The 22,549-nt window shown below is 71.5% G+C and carries 32 protein-coding genes; 7 read left to right on the top strand and 25 right to left on the bottom strand.

From position 1 onward, the window contains the following. Nucleotides 1-157: 157 nt before the first annotated feature. The 5 genes from AC3IYI_RS43415 to AC3IYI_RS43395 form a co-directional block, all read right to left on the bottom strand. Nucleotides 158-754 (bottom strand): type II toxin-antitoxin system Phd/YefM family antitoxin, encoded by a 597-nt coding sequence (locus tag AC3IYI_RS43415; RefSeq protein WP_489412468.1) that lies wholly within the window; start codon nucleotides 752-754, stop codon nucleotides 158-160. A 52-nt stretch (nucleotides 755-806) separates the two neighbouring features. Beyond that, the gene (locus AC3IYI_RS43410; RefSeq protein WP_489412467.1) at nucleotides 807-1,346 is read right to left on the bottom strand and encodes a hypothetical protein; all 540 of its coding nucleotides are present in this window, start codon (nucleotides 1,344-1,346) and stop codon (nucleotides 807-809) included. A gap of 109 nt (nucleotides 1,347-1,455) precedes the next feature. Then, the gene (locus AC3IYI_RS43405) at nucleotides 1,456-2,022 is read right to left on the bottom strand and encodes a hypothetical protein (RefSeq protein ID WP_489412466.1); all 567 of its coding nucleotides are present in this window, start codon (nucleotides 2,020-2,022) and stop codon (nucleotides 1,456-1,458) included. 110 nt (nucleotides 2,023-2,132) lie between these two features. After that, nucleotides 2,133-2,399 carry a hypothetical protein gene (locus AC3IYI_RS43400; RefSeq protein ID WP_489412465.1) on the bottom strand — a complete coding sequence of 89 codons (267 nt, stop codon included), beginning with the start codon at nucleotides 2,397-2,399 and terminating at the stop codon, nucleotides 2,133-2,135. After that, nucleotides 2,396-2,695: a hypothetical protein gene (locus tag AC3IYI_RS43395; protein ID WP_489412464.1), complete on the bottom strand. Its 300-nt coding sequence runs from the start codon at nucleotides 2,693-2,695 to the stop codon at nucleotides 2,396-2,398. Before AC3IYI_RS43395 ends, AC3IYI_RS43400 begins: the two co-directional genes overlap by 4 nt. A 280-nt stretch (nucleotides 2,696-2,975) precedes the next feature. Between AC3IYI_RS43395 and AC3IYI_RS43390 the strand changes: the two genes are divergently transcribed. Next, nucleotides 2,976-3,296, top strand: coding sequence for a hypothetical protein (locus AC3IYI_RS43390; protein ID WP_489412463.1), 321 nt, complete (start codon nucleotides 2,976-2,978; stop codon nucleotides 3,294-3,296). A gap of 22 nt (nucleotides 3,297-3,318) precedes the next feature. Here AC3IYI_RS43390 and AC3IYI_RS43385 read toward each other — a convergent pair whose 3' ends face one another. The 8 genes from AC3IYI_RS43385 to AC3IYI_RS43350 form a co-directional block, all read right to left on the bottom strand. Next, a complete protein-coding gene (locus AC3IYI_RS43385) occupies nucleotides 3,319-3,585 on the bottom strand; it encodes a hypothetical protein (protein ID WP_489412462.1) in 267 nt (88 codons plus the stop codon). 130 nt (nucleotides 3,586-3,715) lie between these two features. Next, nucleotides 3,716-4,123 carry a RapZ C-terminal domain-containing protein gene (locus AC3IYI_RS43380; RefSeq protein ID WP_489412461.1) on the bottom strand — a complete coding sequence of 136 codons (408 nt, stop codon included), beginning with the start codon at nucleotides 4,121-4,123 and terminating at the stop codon, nucleotides 3,716-3,718. Nucleotides 4,124-4,402: 279 nt separating this feature from the next. Continuing rightward, complete coding sequence (locus AC3IYI_RS43375) at nucleotides 4,403-5,131, bottom strand: hypothetical protein (RefSeq protein ID WP_489412460.1); 729 nt, start codon at nucleotides 5,129-5,131, stop codon at nucleotides 4,403-4,405. Between the two features lie 78 nt (nucleotides 5,132-5,209). Next, nucleotides 5,210-6,907, bottom strand: coding sequence for a hypothetical protein (locus AC3IYI_RS43370; RefSeq protein ID WP_489412459.1), 1,698 nt, complete (start codon nucleotides 6,905-6,907; stop codon nucleotides 5,210-5,212). Nucleotides 6,908-7,254: 347 nt separating this feature from the next. Further along, entirely contained in the window at nucleotides 7,255-7,524 is a 270-nt protein-coding gene (locus tag AC3IYI_RS43365; protein WP_489412458.1) for a hypothetical protein, read from the bottom strand. Between the two features lie 237 nt (nucleotides 7,525-7,761). Beyond that, entirely contained in the window at nucleotides 7,762-9,360 is a 1,599-nt protein-coding gene (locus AC3IYI_RS43360) for a hypothetical protein (RefSeq protein ID WP_489412457.1), read from the bottom strand. 685 nt (nucleotides 9,361-10,045) lie between these two features. Continuing rightward, a complete protein-coding gene (locus AC3IYI_RS43355; RefSeq protein ID WP_489412456.1) occupies nucleotides 10,046-10,597 on the bottom strand; it encodes a GNAT family N-acetyltransferase in 552 nt (183 codons plus the stop codon). A 9-nt stretch (nucleotides 10,598-10,606) separates the two neighbouring features. After that, nucleotides 10,607-11,842 (bottom strand): NsdA family TPR-like regulatory protein, encoded by a 1,236-nt coding sequence (locus AC3IYI_RS43350; protein ID WP_489412455.1) that lies wholly within the window; start codon nucleotides 11,840-11,842, stop codon nucleotides 10,607-10,609. Between the two features lie 173 nt (nucleotides 11,843-12,015). On the opposite strand from AC3IYI_RS43350, the gene AC3IYI_RS43345 reads away from it, so the two are divergent. After that, complete coding sequence (locus tag AC3IYI_RS43345; protein ID WP_489412454.1) at nucleotides 12,016-12,828, top strand: hypothetical protein; 813 nt, start codon at nucleotides 12,016-12,018, stop codon at nucleotides 12,826-12,828. 69 nt (nucleotides 12,829-12,897) lie between these two features. Here the strand turns inward: AC3IYI_RS43345 and AC3IYI_RS43340 are convergent, their stop codons facing one another. Continuing rightward, on the bottom strand, nucleotides 12,898-13,173 hold the full coding sequence (locus AC3IYI_RS43340) for a hypothetical protein (protein WP_489412453.1): 276 nt from the start codon (nucleotides 13,171-13,173) through the stop codon (nucleotides 12,898-12,900). Nucleotides 13,174-13,575: 402 nt separating this feature from the next. Here AC3IYI_RS43340 and AC3IYI_RS43335 point away from each other — a divergent pair, with 402 nt between their 5' ends. From AC3IYI_RS43335 to AC3IYI_RS43320, 4 genes are all read left to right on the top strand, one after another. After that, on the top strand, nucleotides 13,576-14,136 hold the full coding sequence (locus AC3IYI_RS43335; protein WP_489412452.1) for a hypothetical protein: 561 nt from the start codon (nucleotides 13,576-13,578) through the stop codon (nucleotides 14,134-14,136). 176 nt (nucleotides 14,137-14,312) lie between these two features. Further along, nucleotides 14,313-15,722: an exonuclease domain-containing protein gene (locus tag AC3IYI_RS43330; RefSeq protein WP_489412451.1), complete on the top strand. Its 1,410-nt coding sequence runs from the start codon at nucleotides 14,313-14,315 to the stop codon at nucleotides 15,720-15,722. A gap of 360 nt (nucleotides 15,723-16,082) precedes the next feature. Continuing rightward, the gene (locus AC3IYI_RS43325) at nucleotides 16,083-17,006 is read left to right on the top strand and encodes a ParA family protein (RefSeq protein ID WP_489412450.1); all 924 of its coding nucleotides are present in this window, start codon (nucleotides 16,083-16,085) and stop codon (nucleotides 17,004-17,006) included. After that, nucleotides 17,003-17,854 carry a hypothetical protein gene (locus AC3IYI_RS43320; protein ID WP_489412449.1) on the top strand — a complete coding sequence of 284 codons (852 nt, stop codon included), beginning with the start codon at nucleotides 17,003-17,005 and terminating at the stop codon, nucleotides 17,852-17,854. The genes AC3IYI_RS43325 and AC3IYI_RS43320 overlap by 4 nt, the downstream gene beginning before the upstream one ends. A 65-nt stretch (nucleotides 17,855-17,919) precedes the next feature. Here AC3IYI_RS43320 and AC3IYI_RS43315 read toward each other — a convergent pair whose 3' ends face one another. The 11 genes from AC3IYI_RS43315 to AC3IYI_RS43265 all read right to left on the bottom strand — a co-directional run bounded on the left by AC3IYI_RS43315 (nucleotide 17,920) and on the right by AC3IYI_RS43265 (nucleotide 22,065). Then, entirely contained in the window at nucleotides 17,920-18,540 is a 621-nt protein-coding gene (locus AC3IYI_RS43315) for a hypothetical protein (protein WP_489412448.1), read from the bottom strand. Then, the gene (locus AC3IYI_RS43310; protein WP_489412492.1) at nucleotides 18,537-18,887 is read right to left on the bottom strand and encodes a hypothetical protein; all 351 of its coding nucleotides are present in this window, start codon (nucleotides 18,885-18,887) and stop codon (nucleotides 18,537-18,539) included. Before AC3IYI_RS43310 ends, AC3IYI_RS43315 begins: the two co-directional genes overlap by 4 nt. Before the next feature lie 481 nt (nucleotides 18,888-19,368). Then, nucleotides 19,369-19,614, bottom strand: a complete 246-nt coding sequence (locus tag AC3IYI_RS43305; RefSeq protein ID WP_489412447.1) for a hypothetical protein — start codon at nucleotides 19,612-19,614, stop codon at nucleotides 19,369-19,371. Further along, nucleotides 19,601-20,260 (bottom strand): hypothetical protein, encoded by a 660-nt coding sequence (locus tag AC3IYI_RS43300; protein ID WP_489412446.1) that lies wholly within the window; start codon nucleotides 20,258-20,260, stop codon nucleotides 19,601-19,603. Before AC3IYI_RS43300 ends, AC3IYI_RS43305 begins: the two co-directional genes overlap by 14 nt. Beyond that, a complete protein-coding gene (locus AC3IYI_RS43295; protein WP_489412445.1) occupies nucleotides 20,257-20,436 on the bottom strand; it encodes a hypothetical protein in 180 nt (59 codons plus the stop codon). Before AC3IYI_RS43295 ends, AC3IYI_RS43300 begins: the two co-directional genes overlap by 4 nt. Beyond that, nucleotides 20,433-20,771: a hypothetical protein gene (locus AC3IYI_RS43290; RefSeq protein WP_489412444.1), complete on the bottom strand. Its 339-nt coding sequence runs from the start codon at nucleotides 20,769-20,771 to the stop codon at nucleotides 20,433-20,435. The genes AC3IYI_RS43295 and AC3IYI_RS43290 overlap by 4 nt, the downstream gene beginning before the upstream one ends. Next, the gene (locus AC3IYI_RS43285; protein WP_489412491.1) at nucleotides 20,768-21,073 is read right to left on the bottom strand and encodes a hypothetical protein; all 306 of its coding nucleotides are present in this window, start codon (nucleotides 21,071-21,073) and stop codon (nucleotides 20,768-20,770) included. Before AC3IYI_RS43285 ends, AC3IYI_RS43290 begins: the two co-directional genes overlap by 4 nt. Further along, the gene (locus AC3IYI_RS43280) at nucleotides 21,070-21,426 is read right to left on the bottom strand and encodes a hypothetical protein (RefSeq protein WP_489412490.1); all 357 of its coding nucleotides are present in this window, start codon (nucleotides 21,424-21,426) and stop codon (nucleotides 21,070-21,072) included. Before AC3IYI_RS43280 ends, AC3IYI_RS43285 begins: the two co-directional genes overlap by 4 nt. After that, nucleotides 21,423-21,617, bottom strand: coding sequence for a hypothetical protein (locus AC3IYI_RS43275; protein WP_489412489.1), 195 nt, complete (start codon nucleotides 21,615-21,617; stop codon nucleotides 21,423-21,425). The genes AC3IYI_RS43280 and AC3IYI_RS43275 overlap by 4 nt, the downstream gene beginning before the upstream one ends. After that, a complete protein-coding gene (locus tag AC3IYI_RS43270) occupies nucleotides 21,614-21,757 on the bottom strand; it encodes a hypothetical protein (protein WP_489412488.1) in 144 nt (47 codons plus the stop codon). The genes AC3IYI_RS43275 and AC3IYI_RS43270 overlap by 4 nt, the downstream gene beginning before the upstream one ends. Then, nucleotides 21,754-22,065, bottom strand: a complete 312-nt coding sequence (locus tag AC3IYI_RS43265) for a hypothetical protein (protein ID WP_489412487.1) — start codon at nucleotides 22,063-22,065, stop codon at nucleotides 21,754-21,756. The genes AC3IYI_RS43270 and AC3IYI_RS43265 overlap by 4 nt, the downstream gene beginning before the upstream one ends. A 255-nt stretch (nucleotides 22,066-22,320) precedes the next feature. Between AC3IYI_RS43265 and AC3IYI_RS43260 the strand changes: the two genes are divergently transcribed. After that, nucleotides 22,321-22,497: a hypothetical protein gene (locus tag AC3IYI_RS43260; protein WP_489412486.1), complete on the top strand. Its 177-nt coding sequence runs from the start codon at nucleotides 22,321-22,323 to the stop codon at nucleotides 22,495-22,497. Nucleotides 22,498-22,549: the final 52 nt, after the last annotated feature.

The following is a 22,549-nucleotide window of genomic DNA, read 5'->3' as shown; positions in this document are numbered from 1 at the left end:
CGGGCGATCCTCTCAGAAAAGGGTCATCGGGGGGTTGTTGAAGCTTCGGGTTTTTGACGGGGTTTTTGACGGCGCGTCGGGGTGATTCGGACCCCCGACCGACACCCGTCATCAAACGATGGTTTTTTGACGTCGAACACGAAGTAGCCCGCGACCCTCAGAAGGTGGCGGCGGGCTCGTCCGGGTCACCCGGGATCGACACCGGGCCGTCGTACTCGGCGCGGGCCAGCGTGGCCCCCTCGGCGTCGAGGAGGTGCAGCACGTTGTTCCCCGCCTGGTCCGACCAGTCGTACCGGTGGCGGGCGGTGTTGCGGAAGCGTGCGCTGTCGGGGCTGGGCCGGCGCGGATCGTCCTCGTACCACGCCTCGTACATCCACGACTTGTAGTCGGGACGCAGATGCTCGACCAGGGCGCGGAGCTCGCGGCGGGGCCGGGGCACCTGGTCGGCCTCGGGCAGGTAGAGCGGATCGTCGCTGCCGGGGTGGCCCTGGTAGCGGATGACGGCGGCGACCGGGTGGACGGTCTCGCTCTCCCACGCCTCGCGCCGGCTGTCGCGCTCGTCGGCGGCGGCCTGGCGCCGGTCCCGCTCGGCGACGTAGAGCTGGTGGCGCTCCCAGAGTTCGGCGGCCTCCGGCGGGAGCAGGGCCGCGACGGGGCGGCCGTGCTTGGTGATGACCGTGCCTTTGCCGAGGGCTGCGGCGGTCACCAGGTCGGCCAGCTGTGCCCGCGCCTCGCGGATCCCACGCTCGTTCACGGGAGCCATTGTGTACACAACTCCGGGCCGAGGTTCGCAGTCTGGGCTCGGCTCATCCACGCGGCTGGGCGGCCTCGATCCTGCCGATCGCCTCGACCATGGAGAACACCAGCGTCGCGCAGACCGCCGCGTCCCTGGGGGCGGCTCCGTGGGAGGTGAGCTTGTCCCGCACGGCTTTCCAAAGGGTCTTGTCGGGCTCGGTGAGGTTGACGGCCTCCTGGAGCACGGGGCGGAACCTGCCGATCGCCTCGACCATGTACCGGCCCTCCTCCGTCACCTTCTTGCCCACGCGGGCGGCGAGCACCGCAACCTCCTCGTCGACATGGCCGGGCCCTTCGAGCAGCAGGTCGAGGTCGACGCGGCCGGCGGCGTCGCGCAGTCCGGGCTTGGCCAGCTGGTTGGCGACGAGGGTGAGGTAGGTGCACAGGTCGAAGACTCCCTCCGCCCCGTACCCGAGGGTGATGAGCTTGAGCAGCTCTGCGCCGTGCCCGTCGTCGGCCCCGTCACGGGAGGTGTAGAACGCGGCGGCGGCCTGGGAGATCGTCTGCTGGTAGGCGCCGCTGCCGCGCGGGGGAATCTGGGTGGTCGTCATGGCGGCCAAGCTATCGGCCCCGTCCGGTGCCCGATGGCCCTTTCCGGCCCCTGTGCTGGGAGCGGGTCAGGCCCCGCCGGGGTGGGCGGGGCCTGACTGTCGGAGCTGTCTACCCGGCCGCCTCGATCGCGGCCACCGCCCCGATTGCGTTCGCCGCGAGGAACGCGCCGGCGGCGGCCGCGGCCTCCTCGCTGGTGTCGTAAGAGGCGTCCTCGGGTGCTTCGGCGTGCTGCCGGTTGGCGGCGGTGGCGATCCACCACCAGCCCCCTTCTTCGGGGTGGAAGGCCACCCGGGCCTCCCCGCCGAACGCCTCGAAGTGGACGGGTTCCTTGTTCGCCCTCTCGTTGACGGCGCTCACCGCGCCGGGCCAGCGCTTGCGGGCGGCCTGGCGGGAGATCCCCCACGCGGCTCCCAGCTCGGCGTAGTTGGCCCCGGCGGCCCCGGCGGCACGGGCGAGCCTCTCCGCCATCACGTCGAGCTCCTCGTCCGCGTACTTGCAGGCGGCGAGCAGGGCGAGCGGGCCCTCCGGGCGGGCCAGGTCCAGGACCTCCTCCGCCTCGTCCGGGCGGCCCTTCCTCATCTCCTCGTACACGGTGTCGCGCAACGGCTGCAGGGCCTTGTGCAGGGCCTGGCGGAGCTGGTCGCGCTCGGCCTCGGCGAGTTCTCGCGTCGTCATACGACAACCATAGATGCCGACAACCTGAGTTGTCGCGGGAACCTAGGATGTCCGTACATGGCGAAGGCCCCGCGCTCAACTCGCGGGGCCTTCGTACGTACGGTGCCGTTCTACGGTCCGGCGATGAGCCACAGGATGAGCAGGGCATCGAGGTCCTGGCTGTAGCGGTAGACCACGGAGATTCCGCGGCCGCCGGTCTGCTCGGGCAGCAGCTCGACGACGTACGACTCCGAGTAGGGGTCGGCGTCCGGGAGGCCCCGGCCCTGCTCCGGGTCGACTTCGAGCGCGCGGCGTACGGACTCGACGGCGGCCTGCTCGGTCCGGCTGAGCTCGATCCGGATCTTCTCCGCGCTGTCGGAGTAGAACGCGTGGGTCACTGGGCGCCGGCCTCTTCGAGCTTGCGGCGGAGCTCGGCCTCGACGTCGGCGGTCGGACGGGCGAGCGCGGCCATCGCCTGGGCGTCGTACCGGAGCAGGACCCGGTGCCGGTACGCCTGGGTGAGCTCGCGAACCTGGGTGAGGTCGTCGAGGTCGGCGGCGTCCAGCTCCGCCTCGAACTTCTCCCGGTCCCCGGGGAAGCCCCACGTCGACAGTGCCGTACGGAGCTCGGCGAGCGTGCTCATGGGCGGGGTGAAGCCGGGCCGGGCGGCCTGGTGGTCGGGCTGTGCGGTCACGGTGACCTCCTCGTCGCTGGTGTCGACGCTACTCGTCTACCGCCCGAACCCGGTACGGCTCTCGGGGATCGGGGGCCAGGTAGGAACGGAGCAGAGAGCATTTCCCGCTCGGGTGATCCCGGGCTAGGGTGAGGGAACTGACCTTCCCTGCCCATGCGGGAGTCCGTGGCGATCCGCCGCAGAGACAGAGCTCCACCCGCTCACGCGGGTACGGCGTCCGCGTCGCGAGCTCACCCCGGACCGGGCGGCCCCGCGCCGCCCCTGGCAGAAGGCACGCAGCATGCGCACCATCACCTCCGCCCACCGCGCCTCGGACGTCGATCGCGACTACGCCGACGCTGTCCTCGACCTGCTGGAAGAGCAGCGGCGGACGTCGGTGCTCCACGAGCACCAGGGCCTGGGCTACAGCGGACTGCCGGTCAACACGATGCGGCTGGTCAGCTACCTGGCGCCGGGCACCGGCGAAGAGAAGTGGGCCGTGACGTACGACGACAACGCATCGCGGGAGGTCGCCGAAACCGACACCTTCGACGAAGCCGACACCCTGTACGAGGAGTACGTCGACAACCTGGGACAGGACGATACCGACCTCGACGACTGACGTGCTGGCAGCGGGTGGACGGTCAGGCGACCGGGGGAACGGCGGGGGCCGGCGGGTAGTCGGGGTGGTGCTTCCACTCGTCGGCCATCCCGTACAGCTCCTGCAGGATCCGCTCAGCCTCGGTGGTGTCCTCGGCGGCCACTGCGTTGGCGTGGTCCTTGTCGAGGTCGTGGGCCTTGCCGTACGCGTCCACGTACGCCTGGTGGCCGTGGGGGTGCTGCTCGTCGCGCTGGTCGTCGAGGCGGTCACGAACGAACTGGTAGATCAGTACGCCGGTCTGGCGGGTCACGGTGGCTCCTTCGTCGGCCACGTCCGGTCGGGCGCCGGGCGGCCGCTCCCCTTATATAGGGGACGGCCCCGGCGGCGGGCAGCATCGGCCGGACGTAGCCAGCACCGCCGGGGCACCACGTGAGTCTGCCCTACGCCGCGCGGTCGCCCGTGCCGGCGGGGAGCAGCTGCTCGTCGAGGTCGCGGTGGACTGCCTGGACGCGGAGCTCGTCGAGGTGGTCCATGTGCGCGGCGGCCTGGGAGGCCAGTACTGGGGCCCTGTGGCGACCTCCGCCGCATCCGACCGCGATGGTCACGGTGTCGGCGGGGGCGGCCTGGGCGAGCAGCTGGTACGCGGCGGTGACGATCGCGCCGAGCAGGGCCGGGGCGCCGGGCGTGCGCATCACGGCCCGTTGCACGCGGGGGTCGCGGGCGTCGAGGTCGCGCAGGGCGGGGTCGAGGTACGGGTCGGTGAGGTGGCGGGCGTCGAACATGAGGGCGCAGCTGGGTCGGGGCTTGGAGTGCCCGTAGCCGAAGCTGACGATCTGCAACTGGGGCATGGCCCTACGGTCGGGCCAACGGGGCTCGGGCGCCACGTGGTTCGTGGGGTTGCCTGTTGCCAATTCCGGCGGCGGCCGCGGGGAACATCTCGGCCGGATCGTGCGGTAAGCCCTGCCACCGGGTCGCGGGCTGCTCGACAATGGGCCCCCTGACGTCGATTCAGGGGGCCCACATGGTCGTGCTGCTGTTCAAGGTGCTGGGTCGGAAGTGGACCCTACGGGTCGTCTTGGCGTTCCTCGCGGTCGCGATGGTCGCGGGCTTCGTGCGGGGCTGACGGCCTACTCGGCGAGTCCGAAGTCCGAGGGGCGGCCCGCCGCGACGCGGGCGCCGGCCAGCTGACCGTTCCTGGCGGCGGCGGCCAGGGCCTCGCGCACCTGCTCCGGCTCGTCGTCGTGGCGTCCGGGGATGTCTCCGGCCAGGAGCAGCACCTGGCGCTGGGCCAGTACGGCCTTGACCCAGCCGGGCATCGGCTTGGCCAGGATCCCCTGGAAGTAGATGCTGCCCTCGGGCGTGAGGATGACGAGCTGCAGGTCCCGACCGTGGGGCTTGAACACGGCGATCCACTCCGGGAGCACGGGGGCGTCCATCCCGGCCGGGGTGATCAGGGAGAACCCGTCCGAGAAGAGCGACTCCATGAAGATGCTGCGCGGCTCGGACCCGGGCCCGGCGGTGGTGACCGGGGTCATGACGAGCCGGGAGACGAGCGCGGGAGCTCCGTCCACCATCGCGGCGGCGATCGTCATGCTGTACCCGTCCGCCGGCTGCACGATCGCGGCGGTGGCCTCCGCGTTGAGCGGGACGATCCGGGACGGCGCACAGTCCGCGTGGACGAACCACACGCTGCCCGCGTCCATGGTCTGGCTCTGCCCCAGCACGACGTTGACGGTGCCGGCCAGGGAGCGGCTGCACTCGATGCACCTGCCCTCGGTGACGGCGCGGGCCTGGATCGCCACCTGGGGGCCGAGGGCCTGCTCGACCTCCGGGCTCATCAGTACGGCCAGCGTCATGACCTGCTCCCCTCCCTCGTGCCGGTGGACCTGGACGGCCCCGGCCTTTCGGTCACCGTACCGGCGTGGTCCTGGTGCTCACCCGTGGCCGAGGGCCCTGCGGGCCTTGCGCGCGGCCTTCTCGGCACGGGCCTTGGCCAGGGCGGCCCGGTGGGTGGTCTCCGCCGAGGAGAACGTGGGCCGCTCCATCAGGCGCTGGTGCTCCTCCTGCTGCTCCTGGTGGACGTGCTCGGGCTCGCGGGTCCAGTCCGTCCGGACCTCGGGCTGCTCGAACCGGTGCAGGCCCCAGCGCTCGCGCCGGTCGGCACGCTCGGCCAGGGCCAGCTCGACCCGGGCGGCCTCGTGGCGGTTCTCCTCCTGGCGCTCCTGCTCGGCGCGGGACCGCATCCGGAATACCTGGGCGGAGCTGAGCTCGTCCCACGCCTCGACATGGGCGGCCACCTTGACCTCGCGGCGGCGGCCGTAGCCGTGGGCGTTCTTCCGGGAGTTGATGAGCCGCCACAGACGCCACGCGGCCAGGCGGCCCATGCTCTCGGCCTGGAACGTGACACGCCCCCACTTGTCGCGCTGGACGACGTTGCTGGTGAGCAGCTCGACGAGCTCCGACTCGGTCGACCGGCGCAGAGCGATGGTCACCGTGCGGTGCAGGTCAGACCAGGAATCTCCCGTGACCGACCGGCTGAGTTCCTCCGGCGTGCCGGTAGGCAGAAACACCACCCCACGGCCGAGTTGGGCCCGCCAGGAGTGCCACACGCGGCGCATGACGCTCCTGGCGACGTCGCTGACGTCATCTCCGAACGCCTGGCCGGTCCTCTTTCCAGTTGCCGCCGAAGGCGTCGTTTCTGCTGTTTCCATCCTTTCCGACCAGATCAGCCCACTACTACCGGTAGGTGAAAAACCAACTAGTTGTGAGAAGCCCTTCGCGTATAGAGGGGACGGTTTGCCATTAACCCCAAGTGCCATCAGGCGGTGGACTCGGGCGGTCATCTCGGCGGCGCGGTCGCGGTCGGCGACGGCGATGCACCGGAGGTCGGGGGCCGGGCTCGGCTTCGGCGCGGCCGGGGCCACCAGGGCCGCGGGGGTGGTCTCCACGGGCTCCCAGCCGGGCCAGGCGTCGGCGGCGCGGGTGGAGCGCATCCACTCGGTGCGGATCGTCTGGGCGACGGCGGCGGCGGGGCTGTCGGCCGGGTGCTCCCAGCGGGGAGCGGCGGCCAGCTCGTCGATGAGCTGCTGCGTCTCGGGGCTCGCCTTCCCGCTCACGACCATGGGCTCGACGGCCGGGGCCGGGCGGGCCGTCAGACGGCCGTAGGCGGCGTCCTCGAACTCGTCCTCGGCCTCGGGGAGGTCCCAGACACGCAGCTCGCGCATGAGGTCTTCGGGCAGGTCGGAGGGGATAGCATCGGCGCGCAGACACAGGCCGTAGACCGCCAGGCGGCCCGGGGCCGGCGCGACGAGCCGCTCGGCCAGGCCGTACGCCTTAAGGCCCTTGAGGTCGTCCCAGAAACGATCCGTGCCCACCTTGAACTGCCAGGCGTAGCGCTCGGACAGGGCGACTCCCCCGTCCACCCGGTCCGTGTCGTACTGGCCCTCTACGCGGCCCGTCTGCGGGTCGAGCCGCTGGTTGTTCAGGAACTTGGCCAGGCGAAACTTCGTCTCGGGGAGCATCCCGCGGTACTGCAGGATCTCGGCGATCCGGTACCAGGTCCTGAGGCGGAGCACGGGGGCGCGCAGGACGAGCACGGGGCCGTCCTGGGGCTCTACATCCGTACGTGACACGCCGTGAGCGACCAACTCCGTTGACACACCGGGACTTGGGCGCACTGGGCTGACACCGCAGCTGTCCGCTACGATGGGGACACCACCTCTGGGGTCTAAAGGCAACAAAAAACCGGACCCACCTCTTCGCGGAGGGCCTGAAAAAGCGTCGGGAAACCGGCTCTGACCTGGTCTTTTGTGGGTTCTTTGGTGGCCTCCTCGTTTCTGGGAGCCGATCGAGTTGGCGCTCGTTCGTCCCTGGTTGTGGGTGGGTGGCTGATTCGAAGTCAGCCGGTGTTTACAGCAACTGCATCAACTGTTCGGTGAAGCGATGGGACCTCTCCCTGGGGAGGGATTCGAGGTCCCCCTTAAACACGAGAGGCCCTGGCTGGGAAGCCAGGGTCTTCTGCATGTTCGGGATCTTTCTGCTGCGCCTGCTGCTGGGGAAGCAGCTTCTGGTGCAGCTCGGCGAGCGCCTCGCGGAGCACTTCTGCTCCGGAGACACCCATGTGCTTGACGAGTTCCTCGTAGTGGACACGGGATGTCTCGCCAGCCTTGAGCACGACCGTGGCACGCATCTCCCGACCACCATTGAAATTGGTGGTCTTGGGGTGTGCCGTGCCTCGTGCTGTTGCCATGCAAGCGATCTTAGCCGCAACTGGGGCAGTTGTTTCAACTATTTGCGCGTGTCTCGGGAGAATTCCCGTGTGGCGGGTGGGGATTCTGGTGTGACGTCCCGTCATGCGGGATATGGGGTGGCGCTGGTGGCGGGGCATGTCTGGACCCTACGTCCCGATGCGGACAGGCCCTTCTCGAACGGTGCAGGGGGGACATGCTTCAACGTTGAAGCATGTCCGTGGGGGAAATAGCGCAGGTCAGATGGCCTGCAGTCGTTCGAGCTTCCGCTGGATGGCATCGAGGGCAGCGCGTTGACGTCCGGGGACCCTGCGGCGCTGCGCGACGAGCTGCGGGGCCAGGCGGCGGGCGCCGGCGGCGTCGCGGATCTGGTCCCACTGGTGGTGTGCCCGGTCGACGGCGCCCTCGACGTCGAATGCGTCGGGGGCCTGCTGGAGCGTGTCGAGCCGGGTCTGGGCCGCCTGGAGCCACAACGCGCAGGACTGGGCCGGGTCCTGCGCGGCCGCGGCCAGGTGGGCGCGGACCTCGACCCAGTGGACGGCGGCGAACGTGTCGGCGCCGAGGGTCTGGACGGCGCGCTGTTCGGCGGCGGCCGCCAGGGCGACGGCCTCCTGGTGGCGTCCGGCCTGTGCCAGGGCGGCGATCCGGGCGTGCGGGTCGTCCTCGACGGGGACCTGCGCGACGCTGGGCACGTAGACGGGCGAGACCGTGCGCTGCTCGCGCGGCGGCGGTGGCGCCGGGAGCGGCGCCGGGGCCAGGGCCGGGGGTACGTGTACCGGAGGGCCGGCGGGCGGCCTCGGCGCCGGGGACGGGGTCGGGTTCGGAACCCTGGCGGTGACCACGGTGGTTGCGGGCGGCGGTGTGGGCCGGGCCGGGTGAGGGGCGACGGGCGCGGGCGGCCGTACCTGGGCCGCGGGGGGAGTTGGTGCGGCGTAGGTGTGCTCCGGCCGGAACGGGGCCGGAGGCGCGGGCACCGGGGCGGGGGCGGCCAGGACGGGCGGCGCGGGTGCCGGGGCGGGCCGGGGGACCGCGGCTGCCGGAGCAGCGGCCGCGGGCGGCGCGGGGGCCGGGACCGGCGACGGGGCCGGGAGCGCGGGGGCGGCGGCCACGGGGCGCGCGGGGGCGGGGGCCGGGAAAGGTGCCGGGGCCGGGCGTGGGGCCGCGAGAGGGGCCGTTGTGGCGGGTGTTGCGGGGTGCTCGGGCCGGAGTACGAGTGCGCTGTCGGCGCCGGAGCGGCGGGCGGCCTCGTGGTGGAGCTGGTCCGGGCCGGGCCGGTAGCCGGTGCGCAGGATCTGGGCCAGGTGGTGGGTGTACCGGGGCTCGGCGGTGCGCCGGCGCCCGGGTGCCGGGGCGATGACTCCGTAGACCCGGGCCGTGACCGGGAGGACGAGCGGCTCGTTGAGCAGTTGCTGCCAGGCCCCTGCGTCCGCCACCAGGTCGACGAAGAGCGTTGTCGTGTCCGGGCGGCGCTGCTGCAGCTCCTGGACGAGCCATGCCCACGGGATCGCGGTGTACCGCATCGTCGTTGGCGTGGTGCGCGCGAGTGCCAGGTGCAGGGCCTTCTGCTTGCTGTCGAGCTGCAGCTGGCCGACGAGCAGCACGGTGAGCATGCCCCCGGCGGCGGCCGCGGCCCGTACGCGGGTCAGGACGGCCTGCGGGTCGGCGGGGTTGTCCAGCTCGATGACGGTGGCGGCGGCCGTGCCGGTCCACGCGCTCGGCGGCACGGCGGCGAGCGAGGGAATCACGCTCCCCGCGTCCATCAACCTGCTCTTGCCTTCGGGAGCGGCCGCCAGGAGCAGCGCGGTCCCGGGTGCTGTATCCGCCCCGTTGATCGCCACAGACGCACCGTAGCCGCTGGCCCGGACACTTTCGGCTGAGTTCGGCGGAGGACCTGGCGGGCGCGGGCGCCGGCGGCGGCCCCGTAGGTACTGCTCCTAGTTCCTAGGTCCTAGATCCAGACGACGAGCCCTCGTCGAGCCCTCGTCGAATCCGGCGTGACCTGCGGGTTCTCCCGGCCTGTCCGGCGGCGGGCCGTACCGGTCGGCCAGGGCTGGGGAGTCGGGCGGGTGGCGGGCCACTCCGGGGCAGGAGTCGGGCATTTGGGGTGATCGAACCCTCGCGAGGATGCGTCGAGCCCTCGTCGAGGGGGGCGTCCGGGCCTTGGCTGGCGGCGTGCTTCGCCGTACGGGACCCCGTGAGCGGGGTGGGTCCCTCCTCGATCGGGCGCGCTTGCGCCCGTACAGGCCGTGTTGGGGGGCAAGGCTCGGCGTAGCCGACCGCGTAGCGGCTTGGCCTTGCCCCCCGGCGCGGGCTGTGCTGCCCTCCGGGGCCCGGTCGAGGAGGGGGCCGCACCGCGACCCGTCCCCACCCCCACCACCCACTCACCTCAAGATCCCCACGGTCCCCCACCCCCTCCGAGAGAGGGCCCGGCGGAGCCGCTTCGTCTGAACCTCCACCCAATGACCCATGCGCATGGGGTAATCAGGTCTCCCATCTCCCGTGGGAGATAGCTGTCCGGGCAGGTCAGGACAGGGGGAGCAGCATGGCGTGGAACAAGGGGGCACCCTCGATCCGGGGGCGGAGGTCGCCGAGCGTGGTCCAGCCCCACTCCGAGTAGAGCCGGTGGACCTTGGGGTGGTCCTGGTCGACGAGCAGCGTGGCGCGCTCCTCCGGCCGTCCGGCGAGCAGGGCGTCGTGCAGGGCCTTCGCGGTGCCGGTCCCCCGCCACGGGACGCGGACCATCAGCTCGCTGAGCGCGTACGTACGGTGCCCGGTCTCCTCGACGACGTCCGGGGGGACCTCGGTGACGAGTCCGCCCCACCACGGGGCGCGGGCCGGGAGTGGGGCGCCGTAGGCGTAGCCCACGGCCTGGTGGTCCTCGTCGTAACCGACCACGCACGTCCACCCCGGCCGTCCGCTCCAGCCGTCGAGGCCTTGGCCGAACCGTTCGACGGACGCGAACGGGTCGGTGGCCGCGGCCTCCGCGTAGACCTCGGCGTACACGTCGAGCAGCAGCGGACGGAGTTCGGCGGCCTGGTGGTGGGTGTAGTGCTGGATGTCGATGCCGGTGGTCACGGCGGGCTCCTAGGCGGTGAGGGCGCGCTGGACGGCGATGATGCGGTCCGTGATGCGCCGGCTGTCGAGGCTTGCGGAGGTCAGCCGGTCGATGGTGGCGGCCGCCTGGCCCCGTTCGCCCTGGACGAGCTGCAGCTCTGCCAGCTGGACCCCATACAGGGTGCGCTGACGGCGCATCGGGGCCGGGAGCATCTCCAGCGCGCGGGCGGTGGCGGCCTCGGCGTGGTCGTACCGGCCCAGCGCCTGGTGGGTGAGGGCGGCGAGTCCGGAGAGCTCGGCGGGCGAGAGGAAGTCGAGCCAGGCCGGGGCCGGGGTGCCGGGGCTGATGCGGTCGTACGCCTGCTCGGCGGCGAGCAGGGAACGGGCGGCCCCATTGCGGTCGGCGGTGCGGGCCTGGCCGATGGCGAGCCGGGCGTGCAGCAGCGCGGCGATGTGGGGATTCTGGCGGGCTCGGCGGTTGTCGAGCGCGGCCCGGGTGATCTGGACGGCCTCACGATGCCGGCCTTCGGTGCGGGCCTGCAACGCCAAGTTCGACCACGCTCGGGCTGCGGCCGCGGGGTCACCCGCGAGCAGCGCGCTTTGCAGGGAGGCGGTGTGCAGCTGTGCGGCCTGGGTGCTGTCGCCCGTGTCGTGGGCGGCCCAGCCGGCGGACGCGTAGACGCTGCTGATCGCGCTGTGCAGGGCCCTCTCGACCCTGTCCCCGTACGTACAGCCGTCCAGCGCGACCCTGAGGCGGTCGATGAACTCCCGGGAGACCTCGACGAGCGGGCCTCCGCCGATGGAGAAGAAGTGCGCGTCCAGGCGGCCGATGCTCGCGTTGATGCGCTCGACGTCGCTCATCGACAGGCGTCCGGCCTGCGGGGTCGAGTCGATCCCCAGCGCGAGAACGACGGTGGCCGCAGCGGGCAGGACCATGAACCTGCGTCGGTGCACGGCTCCCTCCTTCGTGTCGTCCGACCATCGGGGCGGGGCGGCCAGGCTCGTGCTGCTCTTCCCTCGCGGGACGAATCCGATCGCCTCCGGTGGACGGCCGAAGATGTGCTCTAAGGCGTGAAGGTAACGAGTCCACGGCCACCGGACCTCTCCACTGATCCAGCGCCTGACGTGCCGGTCGGTACAGCTGCGGGGGTGGCTCTCGCCGAACATCCGGGCCGTGATCGTGTTGACCTCGCGGGCCAGGCTGCGGTGTGTAAAGCCGAATTCCTTCATCAGGAGTGCGAGCTGGTGGTTGCGCTGCCTGTCCATCCGTCTCCCGGGGAGCTGCGGGCCGTCGCCGTGACGCTAGTCGTGCCGTACGTCTGCCGATGGCAAAACTGTCCGGTCCCCGTACGGAAACTGCCCATCTTCCGGCCTGACCTCACCCGTACGAGGAGGAGTTGTCTGGGAGTAACGACAGATCCGTCTCCGGGGAGGCCACTGTGGTCCCGACGCGCACCGACTCCATCACCGCCACGGTCACCGGGGAGGATCCGCTCCCGCCCATAACCGCGGTGGCGCTGTACGCGGTCATCGAGGTGCCCGGAACGGAGGACCTGGTCCTCGACGACCTGCGGGCGTACGTGGCCGGCCGGGGCTGGTACGTCCCGGAGGGCTGCGAGATCTTCGACACCGGGCGCCTGGGCGACGACACGGAACTGCGAGGCGGCTGGGCACAGGTCCGGGAGTCCGTGGCGTTCGGGCGCGTGACGGGGCTGGTCGTGCCCTCCTTCGCCCACATCGGCTACCACTGGGCGGACTGGAATGCGGAGCGCTCCTGGCTGCTCCAGCGGGGCCAGTTCGTCATCGAGCTCACTCCCGGAATGGACCCGGCCATGACTGCCTCCCACCACGCCGAAGTGCACGACCCGGAGGGGCTGCTCGACCGGCTCCCCCTCGACCGTGAGCCGCAGCTGGCCCTCGCGGCCGCGGTGCTGCGGTGGGGCGCGAAGGTTCCGGCGCCGGAACCGCCGGACATGGAGCTGATGGCACTGCAGCTGACCGGGCACGCCCGGGTGGTGCTCGACCAACTGCGAGAGCGCGTCGAGGAGGTCGCCGAGGGGACCTCCCTGCGGCGGCGCCTGGACCTCGTGGTCGCTGATGCCGACCGGCGCCTGGAAGTGCGGGCGCCGAAGCGGCCGAGCGTCGCGCACACGCAGAACCGGGGCCGGCTCGTCATCGGCCTGTACCGAGGGCTCGACGACGTCACCCAGCACGTCCGTGCCGCCTCCCCGAGACCGTCCGCGCACCCGTGATCGCGGACGTCGAGCCCCCGCCAGGGTCCCTCCTCCTGGCGGGGGCTCTGCCATGCCCGGCCGGGCTGGCTACTGCTCTTCGTCGCCGGGGAGGCCCACGACCCAGTAGTCCACCAATGCCGACGGATGAGGGCGGTGCGGCGTCCACGCAAGGCCGGCCACGTCGTAGCCCAGGCTCTCCAGCTCCTCGGCCGCCCACGCCTTGGCCTCGTCCTCGGCATCGGCGTCCGGCCCGTCAACCATCACGGCCGTGTGGTCGTGATCACCGACGCGGTGCAGCACCCACGCCGCGTCATCACTGCCCTCCATCACGTACGAGAGGATCAGCTTTCCCTCATCCTGCATTGCGGCCTCCAAGCCCAAGCATGTTCCAGGTCAGGACAAACCCTGCCAGACGGCACTGGCACGTTTGGCCCATGCTGCCGAGGGCGGCCTCGCAGACGACAACGCGCAGAACCCTCCTCCAAGCTGCCTCGGCCTCAGCCCACGAAAGCGCGCCCCAGCGCGCTCGCACCCGGCCGAGCAGCTGCAGCGGCCACAGCAACCACCCCCGGCATCAGCCACGTAACCCGCCTTGAAGAACACCCACGGACCCGCGGCCGCCGGCGGCGACCGGGCACCCCGGCGGGGCACCGCAGGCCCCCCAGGGGCCGAGGAGCTGCCGACCCTCTGCGAACCACCGCCCAGAGAAGGGGAAAAATGGGACATGCCGCCGCTGATCAATGGATCTCCATTAAGATTGCCTCTATGGAAAAGACCTCGGTGACCGTCATGATCTACGCCTATCAGGCGGGGCGTCTGGACCTGTTGAAAAAGCAGCAGGTTATGGAGGAAAAGGCGACTCTGGCCGCTCTGGAGAATCGGGGAAACACCCGGCGTCAGGCGCGGATCATCGTGGCGCGGATGCGGCCTGCGGAGTGGCCAAGCCTGGAGACCGTGGTGGCCCGTGCCATCGGGCAGCGCCTGGACGAGCCGGACCTGGCTGGCCCGTGGCGGGCGCTCACTCCGGATGAGGAGGAGGAGCTCGCGCTCTCGGGTCGCTGGCCGGGGCCGAGCATGGGCATCTCCATGGCCCAGCGCAACTACGGACTCCCATCAGACCTGGTCAAGCGGCTCCGTACCGCGTCCTGGCGGGTCTCCGAGAAGCCGATGCGGGAGCTCCGGGAGCTCGGCCTGGTCGGGGCCGGCCTCGTGCTGAGCGCCGAGCAGAAGGCGCGGCGCGACGAGCTCGCCGTACGGCTGTATCCGGTGCCGCGGATCGTCCGCGAAGCACTGGCCAGGTATGGGCCCGCTGCGGCAGACGAGTGACCCGGCGCCCGCTCAAATCAATGGATCTCCATTTAGTATTTACCTTCGCGCGCACGCGGTTAATAGCGGCCAATTTTCGCCATTCGCTCGTTTGCTGGGAATGTTTGAACGATAGCGGAATGGGGTTTATTGCTGCTACGGTTTCAATTCCCTCGACGCTCTTTCGGGAGGCATGAGTGAGCACAACCACGGCGGCGGTGACGGAGCAGATCCCGTCCAGCCGGACGGAGCAGGACCCGGAGCGGGTGGCCAAGGGCCAGGCCCGGGGCCACATCGACGGTGTCCCGGTCTACGGCTGGGGCCAGGCACCGCCGTACCTTCGAACGCAGACCCAACTCGGTGATCTGCGGCTCAAGCTGGCGCAGGGCCAGGCCCCACTCGCGTACATCCGGACCCGGAAGTACGGGGACGTCGCCCTCTACGACCCGGCCGGGGCCGAGAAGATGCGGCCACTGCCCTCGTCGACCCAGCGCAGGATGGCGGCGCGGCGGACCTGTCCGACGTGCCAGCAGGTCCGCGACCACATCGTCCACGGGGAGCGGTGCGGGGTGTGCCGGCGCCGGGCCGAGGAGGAGCAGCGCCGTACGGACGCCCGGACCTGTCGGGGCTGCAGGGTCGTGAGGGAGCGTCCGCTGCCGGCGCACGGCCGGTGCGGCGAGTGCCGGGCCGAGCAGCTCGCCGAGCAGCGGGCGGCGGCGGTCGCGTGGGTCGAGAAGGTGACCGTGTGCGCCGGCTGCGCCGTGAAGGTGGTCTCCAAGAAGGAGGCGCGGGCCTACCAGAAGAGCCAGGGGACGGGGCGGACCGGGTGGTACCGGGCCTCGCACTGGCCGAGGAGGTGCGCGCCGTGTGAGGTGGCCGAGGAGCAGCGCCAGGCCGAGCAGCGCGCGGAGTGGGACCGCCAGGAGCAGAAGAGGCGGGAGGAGCAGCTGCGGGCAGCCGAGGACCGGAAGCGGTGGGCGGCGGCCGCGCTGGTCGACCCGGACGTGGTCGTGCTCGACACGGAAACGTCGGGACTTCACGAAGAGGCTCGGATCCTGGAGATCGCGGTGGTCTCGTCGAGCGGGGAGGTCCTCCTCGACACGCTCCTGGACCCGGGCGAGCCGGTGCCGAGGGACTCCTCGGAGATCCACGGGATCACGGACGCGGACCTCGCGGGCAAGCCCCGGTTCTCGGACGCGCTGTTGCAGCTGACGACCGTGCTCGACGGCAAGCGCTGCCTGATCTACAACAAGGCCTTCGACGTCGAACGGCTGCGGCACGAGCTGACGCTGCACTACCGCGACCGCGCGCTGCGGGAGTCCCTGGATGGCGGGGAGGAGGGGGCCCTGGCCTGGGGCCGGGAACAGGCTGCGGCCTGGCTGGGCGTCATGACGTTCGAGGACGTGATGATCCCGTACTCGGACTGGGTGGGCGACTGGTCGGAGTACCACGGCAACAACCGGTGGCAGCCCCTGAATGGCGGGCATCGGGCGGCCGGGGACTGCCATGCGGTCCTCGACCGGCTCCGGTCGATGGGACGTGACTACGAGTCGGAGTACGCCCTGGCGTCCGCCGGGGCCGGCACGGGAGAAGGGGAGGCGGGCTGATGGTCCAGCTACGGCTGATGACGGACGATCGCGAACTGGGGGAGGACGTCCTGGAGGTGCTGCTCCCGCTGCTGCGGGCGTGCACGGCGCTGCAGGCCGGTGAGCCGACCCGGCTCTCGCACCGAGGGGGCGGGCTCCGCGTCGTCCTGGACGTGCAGCCCGCGGGGGCGCCGACCGTGCGCGTCGAGCGGGCGGACCGGCCTCCTCGTGAAGAGGGGCGTGGGTCGGGTGCTCCGGCGCGGCGGGGTGGTCCTCGGCGGGGGCTACCTCGTCCAGATTGACGATATGACAGTCGCCATGCGGCCCGTCTCCGGGGGAGGCGGGCCGCACTGCTGCGTCGAGCCGCTACCGTGCGGGGATATGGACACAGACGCGCAGTCGGTACGCATCCCCCCGCTCCCGGGCTACTCCTGGCACCACCCGCTGGTGACCGGCTGGGAGGAGTCCACTCCGTGGGCCAAGTGGCGGGCGCAGCTGCGCGTCCCGGCGTCGTTCCAGCCGATGGACTCCTCCCGGGTCTACGCCGTGGCGAACCAGAAGGGCGGCGTCGGCAAGACGACGACCACGGTCGAGCTGGGGGCGGCAGCCGCGGCCAGGGGCAAGCGGACCCGGCTGATCGGCGTGGACCCCCAGAAGGCCGGGCTGTCGGCCTGGATCGAGCCGGTCTATCCCGAGGGCCTCGACCCGAAGCGCCGGCGGACGCTGACCCACGTGTTCTACAAGGCGTGCACGCTCGAAGAGGCCACCTACCCGACCCGGTTCAAGGGGCTGTACGTCGTCCCCAGCGGGTCAAAGCTGGGGAGCGTGGAGAAGGATTCGGATCTGGTGGGCCGGGAGCTGACGATCGCCCGGGGCATCCAGAACGGTCCCGCCTACGACCTGAACCTGCTGGACTGCGGCCCCACGCTCGGCACCATCACGGTGGCCGCGCTCGCGGCCGCGCACGGGGTCATCATCCCCACCGAGGCGGGGGAGATGGAGACGCTCGGGGTCAGCGACATTCACCGCACGATCCTCGCGGTGCAGGACTCGTACAACCCGAAGCTCGACGTCACGGCGATCGTCCTTACGGAGTGGGCGCGGACGGCCGTGATGCGGGCCACCGCCCTCCAGCTCGCGCAGGACTTCCCCAACGCTGTCGTGGCGCCCGTGCGGCCCTCGGTGAAGGTGAAGGAGACCGTGGCCGAGAGGATGCCGGTCCGGCTGTTCTCTCCGAGGGACAGTGCGGCCCGGGACTTCGACCAGCTGGCCGGCGTCCTGTTCGGGCAGGAGGCGGCCGCGTGAGGAAGGTCGGCTCCGCACTGAGCAACCCCGCCGAGGATGAAGACGACTTCTTCGTCACGGACCTGGTCAAGCCCCGTCCGTTCGGCGCCGAGCCGATCGACGCGGACGCGCTGCCGGTCGACCGGGCCGCGCGGCTGCAGGCGATCGAGTCCGTGCTGATGGCGTCCGAGGAGGCCCGGTCCCTGAGCGTGGCCCGGTCGCAGATGCGGTTCGTCATCGAGACCGGCGTCGCCCTGCGCATCCTGGTCGAGGAGGACCTCTACCTCGAAGCCGGGTTCGACAACCTGGAGGAGTACGCGCAGGCCCGTCTGCACCGGTCACGCGGCTACGTGTACGAGCTGATCAACGACGCCGCGCGACTGCTCCGGATCTCCCCACTGTCAGAAATTTCTGACAAACCCTTCAACGCATCGCAGGCCAAGGTGCTGGCTCCGTTGATGGAGCCGGCCAGTGATGACCCCGGGGCAGTGACCCGGGCGGCGCTGGTCCTATCCGACGTGGAGAAGTCGGGGAAGAAGCGGACGGCGGCGGCCCTCCACGCTGCGGCCGAGGCCCGCGGGTTCGTCGTCGTTCCGGATCCGGTGGTCCCGGCGCCGGCGCGCGGTGACGGCATCGTGGACGCGGAGATCGTCGAGACGGACGGGACCCGGGCGACGGCGGCCCTGCACGGCTTCCTGCAGCAGCAGAAGGCCGTGTACGACGGGATAGGGGGTGGCCTCCTCGCCACGGCCTTGCAGGGCGATTTCGAGGCTGCGGACGAGACCCTGCGGGAGATCCTGCAGTACCTCAGCCGGACCGAACACCGGATCCGGATGGCGATGAAGCCGCCTTCTCCCGAAGGATCCTGACCTCCAGCACGCCGAAGCGCCCGTCCCTGACGTTCGGGACGGGCGCTTCGGTGTGTGCGCGGCTGTCAGCGGGCGACGGCCTGGGAGACGAGATCGAGGGTCTGGGCGAGCAGCTGGCCGCGGTACTCGGCGGCCTGGTCGTGGTTGGCGAGCAGCTGCTCGGCCTCCGTGGCCGGGTTGCCGGTGAGCGGTTCGACGGGCGGGTGGCCGGCCGCGAGGATCTGCCGGTACGCCTGGTCGCGGTATCCGGTGCCGTCCGTGACGAACACGACCTTCTGCGCGGTCACTGCCCGCTCGCGCCACATGTCGACGGTGATCCGGACGTCGTCGAGGGCGCGTACGTACGCCTGGTGGAGGTGCAGCCAGTTCCCGGCGGCGTCCGGGTCGCCGAGGCGCTGCCAGAGGTTCTCGACGAACTGCAGGGCCTCGTCGCGGGCCTGGCGCGCGACCTGCTCCTCGACGAGCCCGTACCGCAGGGTGTTGTAGCGGCGCAGCACGTCGTTCAGGGCGAGCAGCCGGAGTCCTTCCTCCTGGTACTCGGCCTCGGTCGCGTTCGGGTGGCCCTCGCGCCAGGTCCGCATGGTCCGGTGCCAGTGCTCGACGTCGGCCTCCACTTCGCTGCCGGACAGGCCCGTGAGGCCCTCCATCGTGACGGGAGCGATCGTCTCGGTGTCGTGCAGCATCATTTGGTGTTCTCCTCGATCTCGGGGTGGGTGTAGCGAATGGGCTTGCCCAGCTGGTGGGAGTATTCGATCTCCGCGCGGGTGCTGGAGCCGATGTAGTCGCCGACGACGAGCACCTCGTCGGCCATGCGGATCTTGGCCCGGTGGAGCTCGTCGAGCAGGGGCTTGAGGGCCTCGACGGCGGCCGGGCCGTTCAACAGGGGGTGGGGCGTCTTGAGGTCGCACCCGGGAGCGAGCACGATGCGGCCGGCTGCGGTCTCCTGCCAGTTGGCCTCGGCCATCTCGTCCATGAACCTGGTGCTGCCACACAGGACGACGACGAGCGGCTCCCGGGTGAGCAGCGCGAACACCTTGCGCTCGTACTCGGCGGCGGCGGCCTGGGCGGCCGGGTTGTCCTTGACCCACCGGGGCCGGGGGGTGGTGCGGAGCAGGTCAGACAGGGCGGCCGCGTGCCAGTGGACGAGTCGCTCGGTCCTGGCCCGGATCTCGTCCACCTCGGCGGCGTTGACGGCCAGGCCGACGCGCTCACCGCGGGCGCGGCGGTCGGCGTCGAGCTGGCGGATGGCGGCGCGGCCGCACCAGCGGCGGACGGTCTCCTCCATGTCCGCCTCGGGGACGGTGCGCTGCGGAATGGTGCCGGCGGCCTCGGCGGCGGGGACGAGCTCCTCGTCCCACACGCACGCCGCGTACTCGGCGCTCGTTCCGTGCTCGGCGATGAACCGGGCGCGGTCGGTGGGGCCGAATCCGGCGGCGGCCAGGGCCTGCTCGTAGGCGCTGAGCGGCGGTTCCGGGGTGGCGTGCGGCGGGGTCCAGTCGGACGCCCACGGGTCGTCAACGGTCACGGTGGTTCTCCTTGTTGGGACTGGCGGGCCGGGGCGGCAGACGGCGGCGGTACGTGAAGAGGCTGTCCAGCTCGATGAACCGGTACTGCCCTTCGTGGTGGACGTCGAGGTCGTGGTGCTCCATCAGGTGCCGCACCCGCCGCTCGGTGAGACCGAGCAGGGATGCGGCGGCCTTCGGGGTGACGGTCCAGTGCGGGCCGAACGTCACCGGGGCCGGCGGCTCACCCGCGGACACGGGTGCTGCCGGGGAGTTCGGGGAGACCGGCCTTGGTGAGCTCGGCCGGGTCGTACGTGAGGGGGTCGAGCAGGGCGCGGTGCTCGACGGCGCGGGCGAGCGTGAGCCCGTAGGCCAGGGCCTGGGCCTTGGCGTCCCTGTCGAGTACGGCGGTCGCCACGGTGGTGGCGCTGTCGAGGCGGGCGAGCACGAGCTCGTGGTCGCGGGCCTCGCGGTCCTGTCTGGCCGTACGCCAGTGCCGGGCGGAGACGACGTAGACGAGCACGGTGGCGACGAGCCAGAGCAGCAGGGACAGGGCCGGGGAGGCGGTGTAGGCGGCGGGGCCGATCACGGCGAACGCGCCGCTGGCGGTGAACGCGGCGGCGGTGGTGACGGCGTCCCCGTTGCGGTGGGAGGCGGACACGCACGCGGCGGCGAACGATCCGGCGGCGAGTGCGAGCATCAGCGCCATGTTGCCCGCGCTCTCGGCGGCGCCCTGCTCGTGCCAGAGCCTGGCCAGGATCAGGGCCGTCGAGGTGGTGATGATCGGGACCACGCGCCCGGAGTAGGCGATCAGCAGACTGAGCCCGGTGTGCTGGGCCTGCGGGGCCGGGGCGGGCGGCAGTTGCTGGCTGTACCAGGCGGGGAGCGGGTCGGGGGGTGTCACGGGGAGGGCTCCGTCCGGGGCGTGTGGGTGTCGGGGGAGTGGGTGGCCGGTCCGCCCGGGGCCGGGCCCGCCGTGGTGGCGGGCCCGGTCTCGTTCTCCTCCTCGTCGAACAGCGGCAGCTGGCCGGGGATCTGCTCGGCGGGTGGAGGGGTCGGGCGGGGGCGGTACCGCCTCACGGGCGGTGCCAGTAGTCGAGTTCGTACGCGTGCAGGGTGGCCAGGGGGATCACGGCGGTGCCGGTCACCCCGTCCTCGACGGCCAGGTGGTCGCGGTCGAGCCAGTGGGTCAGGTGCAGGACGGGCGGGAGGTCGGACTCGGCGGCCTCGGGCCGGCGCGTCCAGACCTGGCCCAGCTCGGCCAGGATCGACGGGTCGTGTTCGGCGACGGCTGCCTCGACCAGGGCGAGTGCCTCGCCCGGGTCGACGCGGTGCCACAGAACCAGTCCGCGGGCCCGGCTCTCCTTCCAGCGGCCGGCCTCGGCTTCTCCGAGGAGTTCGGCGAGCGTCGTCACGCGAACACCCCCCTGGTGAGGCTGTGGCCGCGCAGCAGCTGCCATCCGGCGTGGACTCCGGTGACGGCCACCCACACGGCGAACGCCAGGGTGATCCCGGTGAACTTGATGCTGGTGGCCAGGACGGCGCCGAGCGGGGCCTGCAGCGGCGCCGCCAGGGTCAGAGCGACCCCGTAGGCGAGTCCGGCGGACAGAGCGACGCCCTGCGCGTCGAGCCCGTACTGCAGGGCCGCGATCGTGCCGAGGAGGGCCGCGAGCAGGGAGATCAGGGCGGCGGTCTGGGTGCGGTCTACGTCGGTCACAGGGTCCTCTCCCTCTCCGGGGCGGTGGCGTAGAGCCCGGACGGGGAGTCCGGGGCCTGGATCTCCTTGACGGCCAGCACGAGCCCGTTGCACAGGTAGATGCAGGCGTCGTCCGACCAGACCTCGGCGGCCGCGGTGCGGTCCGGCGCGGAGGCCGGCGGGCACTGCGGGGCGTGGGTGCAGCCCTTGCGGGCCGTGGCGAGCGCGGCTACCCGCTCGGAGGCGGCCACCATCTCGTTGGCGGCCTTCGCCAGGCGCCGGTCGCGGACGGTGGTGATCGCGTCCTCGACGACTCCGGTGGCGCCGAGGGCCTGTCCCCACCAACCGAGCAGGGGACGTAGGGGGTTCCTCATCGCGGGCCCCCCGGGTGCGGCAGGAGCAGCTCGATGGTGAGCTCGTCGGCGGCCAGGGCGCGGCTGATCTCCTGCTCGCCGTAGCCGCTGACGTGCAGCTCGTGCGACACGCGGGCCAGCTCGGCGGGGACGGAGAACTCGCTGCGGCCATCGCGCTCGTGGGCGGTCGGGCGCATCGGGAGGGCGCTCATCCCCGGCCCCCGATCTGGGAGACGGCTCCGGCGGCCTGGCCGTGACGCTGCAGCTCCTCCAGCGCCTTGCGGGTCTGCTCCTCGGCGGCCTTGACCTGCGCTTCGCGGGCGTCGGCGGCGGCCTGCTCCTGGGCGTTCACGCGGCGCTCCCCTGGGCCGCGACGTACAGGTCCTCGGTCTCGTAGCCCTTGCGCTCGTCCCCGCGCTCGATGTCGTCGATGACGTCGTTGAGGCCGGCGGTCGGGGCCGGGATGGTGCACGCGGTGCGGTCGATGGTGTGGAGCGTGCCGCCGATGACGACCTTGACGGACTCGAAGCCGTCGCAGTTGTTGCAGGCGGGGCGGAGGACCCGGCCCACGACCAGCACCCGGAGCCCGTTGGGCGCGGGGGTCGTGTCGGTGTTGACCTGGCTGGTCAGGACGCGGGGCGTCCTGGGAAGATTGCGCACTGGAGATCCCTCTCGGTGGTAACGGCAGGGGTGTCCGTGACTGGCTGGAGTTCGAGCTCCGGCCGGTCCGAGAGGGTCGGGGCGGGAACCCCGGCCCTCTCGCTATTCCAGTAAGCCCCATCACTGCCATCATGTCAACATGTACCGAGAGATGACATTCCAGCTTGCTTACATTAGGGTGGGCGGCACGATGTCAACAGGGAGGGAAAGATGGTGCTCCAGACAACGCTGGATCCACCTGCAGGGAGAACCCAAGTGCCGGATGAACAGGCCAAAGAGGACGCATCGCCTGAGGACCTGGTCCTCATCTCCGCTCGCGTACGCAAGTCCACGCGGAGGAAGGCGCGGGTCTTCTGTGCTGAGCAGGACGTCAGCATGCAGGACCTGATCGACAAGGCCCTCAACGAGTACGTCGACCGACACAGCGCCTGAAAACGAAAAACGGCCCCAGCGGTGAATTGGGCACCGCCGAGGCCACGACGCA

It is taken from the genome of Streptomyces sp. GL_148, from assembly GCF_057834205.1.
This window is presented reverse-complemented; position numbering and strand designations above follow the sequence as displayed.